The organism is Helicobacter anseris (genome assembly GCF_003364335.1).
Classification (GTDB): domain Bacteria; phylum Campylobacterota; class Campylobacteria; order Campylobacterales; family Helicobacteraceae; genus Helicobacter_H; species Helicobacter_H anseris.
This window is the reverse complement of sequence record NZ_NXLX01000014.1, coordinates 1-12779: the sequence shown is the minus strand read 5'-3', so window position 1 is coordinate 12779 and position 12779 is coordinate 1. Positions and strand designations below refer to the sequence as shown.

The following is a 12779-nucleotide window of genomic DNA, read 5'->3' as shown; positions in this document are numbered from 1 at the left end:
AAAAATAAAACCAAGAAAATTCTTGGTTTAGTATTCAAATTAGAGTGTTGAAATATTATCTAACACTTCATTCATTTGAACTTTTTGTGAGGTGTAAATCTTTAAATAATTTTCTTGTAATTTTGCTTTAAATTCTTCTGTATTTTGGATAGCCAAAAGCTCTAATAATGTATCTAAACTTTCTCCACTACCCCTAGAAATATCCTTTGATAAAGAATCCATATTTGAAGCTACAAATTCTTGAGTTCTAGTATCCATAACAAATCTTGTTTTTTGGCAGCCTAAAGTACCAGAACTAATTCCAAAAGTTTGTAATCCAAAAGTATTATTAGTTGTTGCCTGTAAAGCATAAATTACTGCGGAATTTGGCGCACTAAACACAGCATTACCCAAACCACAACCTGTCTGAGTATTGCCACTAGAAGATGATACTTTCTTCTCAACTTTCTTTACATCTTCTTTAATCTCCTTAGAAGCATCTTCCTCTGCAATCAATAAACCTGTTAAAATCAATGATAAAAATAAAACTCTTTTTAACATCATAACACCTTTTTGTATTTTTGTTAATTTTTATTCAATAAAGCGTAAAATTATAGCAAAATATATCAAAGAAGCATCTTGCTTTCTTCCTGAATTTTATATTTCTTTTATTTTATTTTAGCTATCATTTGGTTCAATACAAACACTTAAAAAGGAATATAAATTATGGAGTTGGAAAATAGGTTTTTTACTTTTGCTAGCTTGATTAGCCACGACCATGATTTTATCATTGGTTTTTATACTATTTTATGTGCCCTTGTCACCATTTTTGTAAGCAAACTTGCAACAAGAAAACTGCAAATTGTTCCTAGTGGCTTGCAAAATGTTTATGAGGTTGTAATTGAAGGGATACTAGGTATTGCAAAAGATGTGATTGGTGAGCAAAATGCTCGTAAATATTTTCCGCTAGCAGGGACGATTGCTATTTTTATTTTCTTTTGCAATATGATTGGTATTATTCCTGGTTTTGAAGCTCCTACAGCTAACTGGAATTTTACTTTGGTACTTGCGTTGATTGTCTTTTTCTTTTATCATTTTGAAGGCATCAAAGCACAAGGTTTTATACACTATTTTGCACATTTCATGGGTCCAATGAAAATTCTAGCTCCATTGATGTTTCCTATTGAAATTATTTCTCATATCTCAAGAATTATCTCTCTGACTTTCCGTTTATTTGGAAATATCAAAGGTGATGATATGTTCTTGCTAGTTATGCTAATGCTTGTTCCTTGGTTTGTGCCTGTTGCACCTTTTATTGTATTGGTATTTATGGGTATTTTGCAAGCTTTTGTATTTATGATACTCACATATGTTTATCTTGCTGGTGCAATTCTAGTTCAAGAAGAAGATCACCATTAACAACAAATTCCACGCTTTACCTTCATCTACTAGAAATATTATAGATTTTAGTAATATTTCTAGTGTTTTATAGCCAAATTTATTTTTTATCTTGTATAGTCTTTAGATTCTCATCGCCTCAACTCAAAAAAATATAAGGAATAGCATTTGCTTTAGAATCTCTAAGTTATTAAGGAGATTACAAAATGCTTATCAACAACAATCAAGATTCTCTTTCTCAAGTCCTAAGCAAACGCTACCAGGAAAATCAAATCTACCTCAACAAAACAGCAGAACCACTAGAGGAGACATCAAAAGCTCCTTACTCTCATCATAAAATTGAAGATAGCTTTTCTCTATCGCAAGATTATAAGAAAATAAAACAAGCAAAAGCATACATTAAAGATGCTTTGAAAGATACTCCTTCTTTTTTAGCTTTGGCTGACAAACTTCAAAAAGAAGATCTTATCTCTCAACAAGAAAAAATTGCCGCAGATTTTTTAGCAAAAAAAAGCCCTTCGCTTAGTTTTGAAGATTTTGAAGCAATTAGCAAAACACAAAATATCAATTTAGAAATGCAACAAACCATAAGAAATCTTATACAAAAGCTCCAAATGATCAATTATCTTAATGGAAATATTTTAGCTTAAAGCAATTCCCTTGAATGAATATATTTCTCAGATACTTGATACTCCTTGCCCACTCTACCAATATTTTTTAGCTTAAAATCAAAGCTGGGATTATACAAATCATCTTGAATAAAAAATTCCTTGGCTTCAAGCAAAAGAGTTTTGGAACTCTTGCCAATTTCTAATATATCAAAAAAATCACACATAAAAGCAGCTTGCGTGAATTTTGGAACTGGGGGATAAAGAGGATTTTTTATTTCTAATTCTATATTAAATGCAAGTGCCTCACTGGTTTGAGAATCTAACTCTTGAGAACTTAAATGCAAAGATTTTAAATTTTTTACATCACACATACAAATTGTTGCTTTTTTCTCTTGCATAATATTCTTAAAAGTATCCTTAGATTCTCCATTGCTCTTAAGAGAAAAGCAGATAGAAAAAACCACTGGATCTGAGCTAATAGGTGCAAAAAATGCAAAAGGTGCAAGATTGATCACCCCATTTGCACTTACAGTAACAATCCAAGCAATTGGCCTAGGTGTTATGGAATTGCTTAAAATTTTATATTTAATTAGTGGCGATATTTGTGAAAAATTAATTTGCATTTTTTTCCCCTAAAAGTTGATTTATTGCCTCAATCACTTCCTGTGGTTTAATTTCTTTCATGCATAAATGATGCCCTAATGGACATTCTTTTTTTTGGCATGGAGAACATGATAAGTTTTTGTTAATAATAATCTTATTATCATATTGCCAAGGCAGACAATAGGTAGGGTGCGTTGCCCCAAATAATGCAACAAGTGGAATCTTAAGGGCTGCTGCTATATGCATAGGACCACTATCATTACTCAAAAATAAATCTACACTTCCAATCCAATCAACAAGCTCTTGTATGCTTGTCTTATTGCTCAAATCCAATAAATTCTCCAACTTCTTTTCTGAAACTTCTTTTTGAACATTTTCTACAATTTTCTGATTATTATAAGCCTCTATACCACTTCCAAATAATATAACCCTATAATCATTGTTAAGCAAATAGATAATTACTTGAGCAAAGTATTCTGGATACCAGATTTTAGAAGCACCAAATGCAGCACCCGTGCTAATACCTATACTTTTTTTCAAATCCTTTTTTTTGGGATTGCAAATCAATTTTAGACCATCTAGTTTAAACTCTATTTGCAAAGATTCTAATAATTTAGCATAAGATAATACCTGATGCTTAAGAGAAACTTTTTTAACAATTTTATTTAACAAAAAAAATCTCAAAAAACCACTATAGCCAATTCTTACCCTTGAGCGTGTAAAAAATAGCAATAAAGCAGAATAAAAGTGATTTGCAAATGTCAATGCAATATCACATCTTCCAATCTGCTTTGCAAGATGATAAGTTGCTAAAAAACGATTTTTGCTTTGTTTTGTTGTATCAATAAAAATTTCTTTAACCCTACAATCACGAGCATATAAATCACATACTACCTTTGGTCCCACAAAAACAAAATCAGCATCTTGATATTTTTTCTTTAAAACTTCAAAAATTGGAGAGAGCATTACACCATCACCCAACCAATTTGGCGTTCTAATCAAAATTCTCATTTTTTCTCTCTAAGTTTTTTATAAGAATTTTACACAAAAGTTGGGTAAAATTACCAAATTACTTACAATTGGAGTGCAATTATGTTAGTTACGCCAAGAACTCTTAGTGGCTTTAGAGATAGACTACCTGATGAAGCTATAGCTAAAGAAAGATTATTAAAAAAATTAACACTAGTATTTGAAAGTTTTGGATTTGTTCCTATAGAAACACCTCATTTGGAATATGCAGAAATTTTAGTAAAACAAGGTAGCGATGAGATTCAAAAAGAACTTTATAAATTTCAAGATCATGGAAAAAGAGATGTTGCCTTAAGATTTGATCAAACCGTTCCACTGGCTAGGTTTATTTCACAGTATAAAAACGAGGTTGGATTACCTTTCAAACGCTATGTAATTGGCAATGTTTTTAGGGGTGAAAGAGCACAAAAAGGGAGATATAGAGAATTTACACAATGCGATTTTGATTTTATTGGTAGCAAGAGCATTGCCTGTGATGCAGAGATTATTCAAGTTATTTATGCTTCACTCATTACTCTTGGTATCAATGATTTTATTATTTGGTTAAATCATCGCAATATACTCAATGGTATTTGTAAATATTTTGGTATCACAGAAGAAAAAGCTATACAAGATACATTGAGAATTATTGATAAGTTAGAAAAAATTGGAGCACAAGGAGTAAAAGAGGAATTGCAAAAAACTCTTCAACTCTCTGAGAAAAAAGCTGAAGGATTATTGCAAACAACAAGCATTAAACAAACACAACACCAAGAAGAATTCTTTAGAGAAATTGCTCATATGAAAGAATGGAATGAGGAATTAAAAAATGGTATTGAGGAGCTTGAAAATATGTATGCTCTTCTACAAGATCTAGAGATGGATAAAGACTGCTATCGTGTTAATTTTTCTATTGCAAGAGGACTTGGATATTACACAGGCATTGTTTATGAAACAACACTAAATCGCCTTAAGTCCTTAGGTAGTGTTTGCTCTGGTGGTAGATACGACAATCTAACAAAAACTTTTTCAAAAGAAAGTCTAAGTGGTGTTGGCGCTTCAATAGGATTAGATAGATTGCTTGCGGGATTACAAGATCTAGGATTATTAGATTCTAAAGCAACTACTGCAAGGAATCTTATCGTATGTACACATCAAGATTTTTTACCATTTGCATATAAACTTGCGGAATCTTTCCGTCGCAGTCTCATCAATACAGAAGTTTTTCCAGAAGTTACTAAACTAAAAAAACAACTCTCCTATGCAGATCAAAAAGGTCATGAATTTACAATCATTATTGGAGAGAGGGAATTTCAAAGCAAGACCATTACTCTTAAAAATATGACAACAGGAATGCAGCTTGAATGCCTAAGTTTCCTAAAGGCTCTAGAAATTATAAAATCTTAACTCTAGGATATTTAATATCCTAGAAATTATCTTTAAACATTAAATCTAAAGTGCATTATATCCCCATCTTGAACGATATAATCCTTCCCTTCAACCCTTAGAGCACCAGCCTCTTTTGCCTTTGCTTCTCCACCATATTTAATAAAATCTTCATAACTAATTGTCTCTGCTCGAATAAAACCTTTTTCAAAATCTTTATGTATCACTCCAGCTGCCACGGGCGCACTATCTCCCTTTTTAATAGTCCAAGATCTCACCTCTTTAACACCAGCAGTAAAGTAGCTAATTAAGCCTAATTTATAAAATCCTGTGCGGATAATTTGCTCCAATCCCCCTTCTTTACAACCCAAACTCTCCAAAAATTCTTTTCTCTCCTCTTCTTCCATACCAACCATATCTTCTTCAAGTTTTGCACACAACTTAATCACTTCGCAATTATTTTCATTTGCATATTTTTTCAAAGAATCTACATAAGCATTATCTTGCGCTAGATATTCTTCTGAAACATTTGCACCAAATATCACTTCTTTGTTGCTTAAAAATCTTAATTCTTTATTTAAAATCTTAAAGCCCTCATCTTCTTTTTTTGCAAAAGTTCTTACAGGTTTTGTCTCCTCAAGATGCTTTTGTAATTCCAATGCAATATCAAGCATAGCTTTTGCCTCTTTATCCGCTTTTGCTTGCCTTGTAAGTTTTTCTATTCTCTTTTCTAAAGTAGCCAAATCTGCCAATAAAAGCTCTAAATCTATAATCTCGATATCTCTTAATGGATTTACACTTCCTTCTACATGAGTAACATTTTCATCATCAAAACAACGCACCAAATGCAAAATCACATCCACTTCTTTTATATTTCCCAAAAATTGATTCCCTAATCCCTCTCCTTTACTTGCTCCTTTAACAAGCCCAGCAATATCTACAAATTCTACCATCGAGTGCAAAACTCTCTCTGGTTTTACAATCTTAGATAATTCAGCCAACCTTACATCAGGCACCTCAACAACAGCACGATTTGGCTCGATGGTACAAAAAGGATAATTTGCTGATTGTGCGTTCTGTGCCTTTGTTAGTGCATTAAAAGTGCTAGATTTACCCACATTTGGAAGCCCTACAATACCAATTGATAATCCCATTTTACCCCCTTAAAGCAATATCATTGATAAATTCTATACCAGCACGAACACCAGCAGCACTAGCACCATAGGTATTTACATCCCAATCTTTCTCTACAAAAGCAGGTCCAGCTATATCAATATGTAACCACTTTTCTCTAAATTCCTTACGAATAAAAGCACCCAAGAAGATACCTGCTGTAATTGCACCACCATATCTAGAACCTGCCACATTACAAATATCTGCAATTTTTGATTCTACAAGTTTTTCTAAATGCTTATTAAAAGGTAATTGAGCTACTAGCTCACCACTTTGCAAAGCCAATGTTTCAAAGCGATCTTTTAAGTCTTTATTGTATCCCATAATACCACTTGTATATTCACCAAGCCCAACGACACAAGCACCTGTAAGCGTTGCAAAATCAACCAGATAATCAGGTTTTAAATCCTGTGCATAACTCAAGCAATCTGCTAAAACCAATCTTCCTTCCGCATCTGTGTTTCTTACTTCAATACTCTTTCCTTCTCTTGAAAACAACACATCATCTGGCTTATATGCATCTCCACCAATCATATTTTCTGTAGCACCAACAATCCCATGAACCTCTATAGGCAATTTCAATGATGCAACAGCTTGCAAGATTCCAATAACAGCACATCCCCCACTCTTATCTGCTTTCATCGTAACCATAAAATCCGATGGTTTTAAACTCAAACCACCACAATCATAAGTCAATCCCTTGCCAACAAGCACAATTTTTGTTTTTGCTTTTTTGGGTTTATAACTTAAATGTATCAAATACGGATCATTAACAGAAGCACGATTTACAGCTAAAAATGCGTTCATTTTTTCCTTTTTTAACTCTTTTTTCCCCAAAATATTGCATTCTAGCTTATGTGTCTTTGCTATCTGCTTTGACCACTTTGCTAAAAATTCTGGGGTTGCTTCATAAGGAATCATATTTACCACATCTCTTACATCACTCATTGCTTGAGCAACAATCTGTGCTCTTATCATTAAATCTTCTTCAGGTAACTTGAATTTTTTGTCATATCCTTCATTTACAATAAAAATCTGCTTTAATACACCTTCTTTCTTATTACTCTTGTATTTATCAAACTGATATACCCCTAAATACATTCCCAAAATAAGGGCATACATACATTTATCATCTCCATAAACCCCTATTTTAAAATTTTCATAATGTAGATTCTTAAAATAACGCACAGCAGCACATCCCGCTTCACGCAAGCAATCAGAATCTATTCTTTCAATCCCAATATAAAGCGTTTTTGTTTCTTGAACAAAAAAAACACCCTCTCCCTTATAATCAAACTCTTTTAATTGTTTCTCATTGACAAAATGGTGCTTTAGATTCTTATCCACCACAAAAACTACACTTGCTTGTGCATTTGTTTGGTTATTTTTTGTTTGCTTTGCCACAATGCTTAAAATATTTTTCATTTTTTATCCTTCATAAGTTGTGTTTGTATTTTTTGAATCTTTTTATCAATCTTTTTTGTATTCGTATTAAAATACCACAATATCCCACTGATAAAAATAATAATTAGTGCTGCAAGAATATAAGGATATTTTTTAAAGAATTTTAAAATTTCTAGTATTTGATCTCCCAAAATCCAAGCAAGAAGTATAGTAATAGCCGCCCAAATCCACGCACTGATAAGATTTATAATAGCAAATTTCAAAGCACTATATCTTGTCAAGCCTATACTAATTGGGATAATAGTTCTCATACCATACATATAACGCTGAATAAAAATAATAGGCCAGCCATATTTCTGAAGCAATAAATGTGCAAGAGCTAATTTTCTTCTTTGTGAGGCAAAATGCCTTTGAATATATCCCTTATTTAAGCGTCCAATATAAAAATAAATCTGATCTCCCACAAAACCACCCAAACCGGCAATAAAAATTGCAATCCAAACATTTAAATGTCCAGTATGAGCGGCAATCCCTGCAAAAATTAAGCCCAATTCCCCTTCTAAAACGCTCCAAAAAAATAAAATAGCATATCCCCAACTTGCTACATATTTATTCCAAGCTTCAATAATAAACTCTTCTAATGAAAAATCAATATGCTTTACATATAAAAATGCTGAGATTACAAATGCCAAAAAAATACAAAAAAATACAACCCATTTAATTTTTTTTTTCATCTACACCTCTAATACGCTAAATACTTTTGTTTGCATCTTTTTTAAACCATCAAGTGCAGTCAAATGAATTAAAAAGCAAGATTCCACGCAATTTCCACCAGCCTCTGTTATAAGCTCAACGCTTGCTTGAGCCGTCCCTCCAGTAGCAATTAAATCATCAATAAGCAAAACTTTTGCATTAGGTTTATCCCTAAAGGCATCTTGATGTATTTCTATTACATCTTCTCCATACTCTAAAGCATAGCTTTTTTGCAATACTTTAGCAGGGAGCTTACCTTTTTTTCTAATTGGCACAAAGCCCACTCCCAAAGCAAAAGCCAATGCACTACCAAAAATAAATCCTCTTGATTCTATGCCAGCAATAAAATCAAGATGATATTCCTTATATCTTAAAGCCAAATTGTCTATCAAAAGAGAAAATAATTCCTTATCATTTAATAAGGTAGTTATATCACGAAATAAAATCCCTTTTTTAGGATAATCTTGTATTTGCCTTATGGAATCTAAAAGCTTTTGTTTAAAATCCTCACAATATAATAAATTTTTACTCATAGTAAGGCCTCTATCTTTTGCTCCAAATCTCTAATACGACTTTTATATTTATCTGTTTCTACGCGATATTGCGTATTTCTTTGTTTTAGCGTTTTAAGCTCATTTTTAAGATTATTTAATTCTTGAGTAAGCAAGTCAATATTCCCCAATGCCCTTTGCAATTGCAATTGATGCTTTTGTATCAATATCTCTGCTTCTTGTAATGTTAATTTCATAGAAGCTGATGTTCTTTCTTCTTTTTCAGCCACAGATTTAAAATACAATGTCTTAATCGCCATGTATAGCACAAATAAAATAAATACAGTAATTAAAAACCATTTCATTAAATTACTATCAAACATCAACAACCACCTAATTCAATTTTTTGGATTCTTGACAAATGTCTTTCTCCCTCAAATTCTGTATCCAAAAAAGCCTCTAATATAGATTCTACAACTCCAAATCCACTCAATCTCTCACCCAAACAAAGCACATTTGCATCATTATGCATTCTTGTCATCTTTGCCATATATGCATCTGTGCATAAAGCAGCACGGATTCCCTTAAAACGATTTGCACTGATACTCATACCAATGCCCGTGCCACAAATCAATATCCCTCTACTTCCCTCGTCATTTAAAACACATTTACATATTTTTTGTGCATAATCTGGATAATCCACTTTTGCTTCTTGTGGTAAAAAACTCTCAACCTCAATCCCTCTTTTGAGTAAAAAATCTTTTACCATATCAGCGAGCCTTATCCCTGCGTGATCTGTTGCTAAATAAACTTTCATTCTCTCTCCTAAAATAGCAAAAATTTTAGCAAAAAATTTATAGGATAAAAAAATATTTTAGACAATGGGGTTGCCAAGATTAAAAAGATGAGCAAGATTCCAATATTTTGTATCTTTGCTAAAAAATTTACAATATTCTCAAAACCAAACTTGAGTGATAAAAATAATAGAGCTTGCGAACCATCTAAAGGTGGAATCGGCCACAAATTAAAAATACCTAATACAACATTATAAATCACCAATTGATAAAGAAAAAATATACACAAGGAGCTAAAAAAATCATCAATATCCAGACTTCCACACTCTCTTAAAATCACACTTGCCACTAGCGCTAAAGCAAGATTATAAAAAATACCTGCTAAACTCACATAAACAGCAGGCATATAGCCATGATTTCTCAAGATTCTATCCATAGCAACAGGCACAGGCTTTGCCCAACCAAATAAGAATGGAGCTTGTGCGACAAAAAGCATCAAAGGCAAAATAATAGAGCCAATGATATCAATATGCTTTATAGGATTTAAACTCAATCTCCCCTCTAAACTTGCCGTATCATCTCCATAATACTTTGCAACATATCCATGCATTATTTCATGTCCAATAATTGCAATCAAAAAAGCTAAAACACTACAAGAAAGCTTAATAACATCTATGCTAGAAAAACTCATTATTGTATTTGTGCTTCTAATGTTTTGATACTTTTAAACATTCTATCCCATCGGATTGTATATCTCATTTTTGGATTTTCTGAGGCATTTACTTCTTGACTATTTTCTAGATTTAAACTCAAATAAATAAACCAAGGAGTCCCTATAACATTTGCATAAGGCACACTTCCCCAAAATCTAGAATCATCACTATTATCACGATTATCACCAATCATAAAAAATTCACCTTGAGGAATCTGCTTATAAAAAGCCTCATAACCATTAAGATTGATGGGTTGCATTGCAATTTTATTTACACTTGGATTCTCACCATCAAACCCAAAATTATAGTTATAACCACTCACTAAACTTTTCATAATATTAAAGGTTGCGTTATTTTTTGCATATACAATACCTTTATGTTCTTTCATATAAGGATTTAGCACAAATATTTTTCCTGCAAATTCTATCATCTCTAGATCAGGAAACTTCTGCTTCATAAATTCATTGCCCTCATAACAATGCAAATACAAGCCTTTTTGGGTAAATAAAACTTCATCTCCCCCTACTGCGAAATTCCTTTTTACAAAATACACTTTTTGTTGATGTGGTGGAATAAAAACAACTATATCTCCGCGACTAGGTTGTTTTCCTGCAATCAAATGTCCATTATTATGAATATCTGGCATAATGGGAATATCAATCCAAGGAATTCTTGGCAAAGATATTCCATAGGAAAATTTCTTTACTAAAAGCATATCACCTTCATATAATGTCCCTACCATAGATCTTGATGGAATCACAAAAGCTTGAGCAACAAAAAAAATAAACAACAAAACTATAATAATCGTTCCTGTCCAAGTTGATGAAAAACGATACAAAAATTTTAAAAAATTCATTTTTCTCTACCTCTTTCTATTTTTTGATGCTTGAATTGTATTTTGCAAAAGTGCAGATATTGTCATAGGGCCTACACCACCAGGAACAGGAGTAAAAAAACTACTTCTTAAAGATACATCTGAGCTTACATCACCTACCAATCTCCCATCTTCTAGGCGATTGATTCCAATATCTACAATAATCACCCCATCTTTGACCATATCGCTAGTAATCAAATTTGGTTTTCCAACGCCTACACAAACAATATCAGCTTGTTTTGTAAATAAACTTACATCTTTTGTGTGAATATGGCATATACTAACCGTAGCACCAGCTTGCAACATCAAGGCAGCAAGAGGTTTTCCTACAATATTACTAGCTCCAACAATAGCGACATTTTTTCCAAGTACATCAATCTTATAATGCTTTAATAACTGCATCACTCCCATAGGCGTAGCAGGCAAAAAAGTTTCTATACCTGCATGCATTCGACCCATATTATAAGGATGAAAACCATCAACATCTTTTTTGAAATCAATAGCCTCTAAAATCTCTTGCGTATTGATATGAGAAGGCAGGGGAAGTTGCACCAAAATGCCATCTATTCTTTGATCCTCATTTAGTGTTTTTATGACATCTAGCAATTGCTCTTGAGAAATATTTTTATGATAAGCATAAGTTATAGAATCAATACCAACACGGTGCGAAGCTTTTGTTTTCATACTCACATAAGATGCACTTGCAGCATCATCTCCCACTAATATTACCGCAAGAGTAGGCACAATCTCCTCTTGATGCAATACCTCTACTTCTTGTTTCATTATCTCTTCTTGCGCTCTTGCTAAAGCCTTACCATCTAAAAGCACCATCAATAACCCCAAAAAATGTTTTTTCTATTATAATACAAACAAAATTAAAAGCATATAAAGGGAGATAATGAAAAGAGGCTGTATATTGTTCTTCTTGATAATTTTATCTTATGCAAAAGAAGATAGTTTCATTACCACAGAAGAATATGGGCAAGAACTTTATAAAAATCCAAGAGGTATAGGTTGCATACAATGTCATGGAATCAATGGAAAAGGAAAAGTTATTGCTACTTATAAAGAAAAAGATAAACAAAAAATTCTGCGCGGACCAGATATTACAAAGCTTGATTTTAAAACATTTAAAACAAAAACCCTGCAAGATAAAGGCGTAATGCCAAAATACTATCTCACTGATGAGGAAATACAAGCTATTTATCTTTTTTTAAAAAAACAATCCCTCAATAAAACCCCATAAATACATTTCATTCTCTTTCCCTCTCCAACCACCACTTAAACTAAGGAGTTTTGTTATAAAACTTTAAGATTTGATTTTAAGATTAAAGAGTTTTGTTATTTCTCTTTTATCTTTTAAGCTTAAAGTATTGTTTTATTTCTTTTTGTTTTAGTTTGTTTAAAACAAAAAAATTATAAAGTGAAAAGTAAAAAATAAAATAAAAAATATAAAAATGTTTAAGTGGTGGCAGGAGAAGGAAAAATCTTTGTTTGTTTTCTTCTTCTGCTTAGTTTTAATTAAAAATACTTTTTAATACTTTTAATTAATACTTTTAATTTCTTTTTTAATTATTATTCTTCATACTTCT

At 32.1% G+C, this 12779-nt stretch carries 16 protein-coding genes; 4 read left to right on the top strand and 12 right to left on the bottom strand.

Annotation, left to right across the window (positions count from 1 at the left end):
* Nucleotides 1-39: 39 nt before the first annotated feature.
* Entirely contained in the window at nucleotides 40-540 is a 501-nt protein-coding gene (locus tag CQA57_RS05940) for a DUF3015 family protein (RefSeq protein ID WP_115579316.1), read from the bottom strand.
* Between the two features lie 171 nt (nucleotides 541-711).
* On the opposite strand from CQA57_RS05940, the gene CQA57_RS05935 reads away from it, so the two are divergent.
* Together CQA57_RS05935 and CQA57_RS05930 are read left to right on the top strand one after the other, a co-directional pair.
* Nucleotides 712-1398, top strand: a complete 687-nt coding sequence (locus CQA57_RS05935; RefSeq protein ID WP_115579341.1) for a F0F1 ATP synthase subunit A — start codon at nucleotides 712-714, stop codon at nucleotides 1396-1398.
* A gap of 185 nt (nucleotides 1399-1583) precedes the next feature.
* Nucleotides 1584-2027 (top strand): hypothetical protein, encoded by a 444-nt coding sequence (locus tag CQA57_RS05930; protein ID WP_115579315.1) that lies wholly within the window; start codon nucleotides 1584-1586, stop codon nucleotides 2025-2027.
* Here CQA57_RS05930 and CQA57_RS05925 read toward each other — a convergent pair.
* Nucleotides 2024-2611 (bottom strand): flavin reductase, encoded by a 588-nt coding sequence (locus CQA57_RS05925; RefSeq protein ID WP_115579314.1) that lies wholly within the window; start codon nucleotides 2609-2611, stop codon nucleotides 2024-2026. The genes CQA57_RS05930 and CQA57_RS05925 overlap by 4 nt on opposite strands.
* Entirely contained in the window at nucleotides 2601-3602 is a 1002-nt protein-coding gene (gene waaF / locus CQA57_RS05920) for a lipopolysaccharide heptosyltransferase II (protein WP_115579313.1), read from the bottom strand. Before waaF ends, CQA57_RS05925 begins: the two co-directional genes overlap by 11 nt.
* A gap of 81 nt (nucleotides 3603-3683) precedes the next feature.
* Here waaF and hisS point away from each other — a divergent pair, with 81 nt between their 5' ends.
* Complete coding sequence (hisS, locus tag CQA57_RS05915) at nucleotides 3684-5006, top strand: histidine--tRNA ligase (RefSeq protein ID WP_115579312.1); 1323 nt, start codon at nucleotides 3684-3686, stop codon at nucleotides 5004-5006.
* Between the two features lie 32 nt (nucleotides 5007-5038).
* On the opposite strand, the gene ychF is transcribed toward hisS, so the two are convergent.
* The 9 genes from ychF to folD are packed head-to-tail and all read right to left on the bottom strand — an operon-like array spanning nucleotide 5039 to nucleotide 12018.
* Nucleotides 5039-6139, bottom strand: coding sequence for a redox-regulated ATPase YchF (ychF, locus tag CQA57_RS05910; RefSeq protein WP_115579311.1), 1101 nt, complete (start codon nucleotides 6137-6139; stop codon nucleotides 5039-5041).
* 1 nt (nucleotide 6140) lies between these two features.
* Nucleotides 6141-7574: a leucyl aminopeptidase gene (locus CQA57_RS05905; RefSeq protein WP_407918738.1), complete on the bottom strand. Its 1434-nt coding sequence runs from the start codon at nucleotides 7572-7574 to the stop codon at nucleotides 6141-6143.
* Between the two features lie 5 nt (nucleotides 7575-7579).
* The gene (locus tag CQA57_RS05900) at nucleotides 7580-8296 is read right to left on the bottom strand and encodes a DedA family protein (protein WP_115579309.1); all 717 of its coding nucleotides are present in this window, start codon (nucleotides 8294-8296) and stop codon (nucleotides 7580-7582) included.
* Nucleotides 8297-8848 (bottom strand): adenine phosphoribosyltransferase, encoded by a 552-nt coding sequence (gene apt / locus CQA57_RS05895; protein ID WP_115579308.1) that lies wholly within the window; start codon nucleotides 8846-8848, stop codon nucleotides 8297-8299. It abuts the gene before it with no gap.
* Nucleotides 8845-9189, bottom strand: coding sequence for a hypothetical protein (locus CQA57_RS05890; RefSeq protein WP_407918737.1), 345 nt, complete (start codon nucleotides 9187-9189; stop codon nucleotides 8845-8847). The genes apt and CQA57_RS05890 overlap by 4 nt, the downstream gene beginning before the upstream one ends.
* A complete protein-coding gene (gene rpiB / locus CQA57_RS05885) occupies nucleotides 9189-9623 on the bottom strand; it encodes a ribose 5-phosphate isomerase B (protein ID WP_115579307.1) in 435 nt (144 codons plus the stop codon). Before rpiB ends, CQA57_RS05890 begins: the two co-directional genes overlap by 1 nt.
* An 8-nt stretch (nucleotides 9624-9631) precedes the next feature.
* A complete protein-coding gene (locus CQA57_RS05880; RefSeq protein ID WP_115579306.1) occupies nucleotides 9632-10291 on the bottom strand; it encodes a site-2 protease family protein in 660 nt (219 codons plus the stop codon).
* On the bottom strand, nucleotides 10291-11169 hold the full coding sequence (gene lepB, locus CQA57_RS05875; RefSeq protein ID WP_115579305.1) for a signal peptidase I: 879 nt from the start codon (nucleotides 11167-11169) through the stop codon (nucleotides 10291-10293). The genes CQA57_RS05880 and lepB overlap by 1 nt, the downstream gene beginning before the upstream one ends.
* Before the next feature lie 6 nt (nucleotides 11170-11175).
* The gene (folD, locus tag CQA57_RS05870) at nucleotides 11176-12018 is read right to left on the bottom strand and encodes a bifunctional methylenetetrahydrofolate dehydrogenase/methenyltetrahydrofolate cyclohydrolase FolD (protein ID WP_115579304.1); all 843 of its coding nucleotides are present in this window, start codon (nucleotides 12016-12018) and stop codon (nucleotides 11176-11178) included.
* 67 nt (nucleotides 12019-12085) lie between these two features.
* On the opposite strand from folD, the gene CQA57_RS05865 reads away from it, so the two are divergent.
* Nucleotides 12086-12433: a c-type cytochrome gene (locus CQA57_RS05865; protein WP_115579303.1), complete on the top strand. Its 348-nt coding sequence runs from the start codon at nucleotides 12086-12088 to the stop codon at nucleotides 12431-12433.
* Nucleotides 12434-12779: the final 346 nt, after the last annotated feature.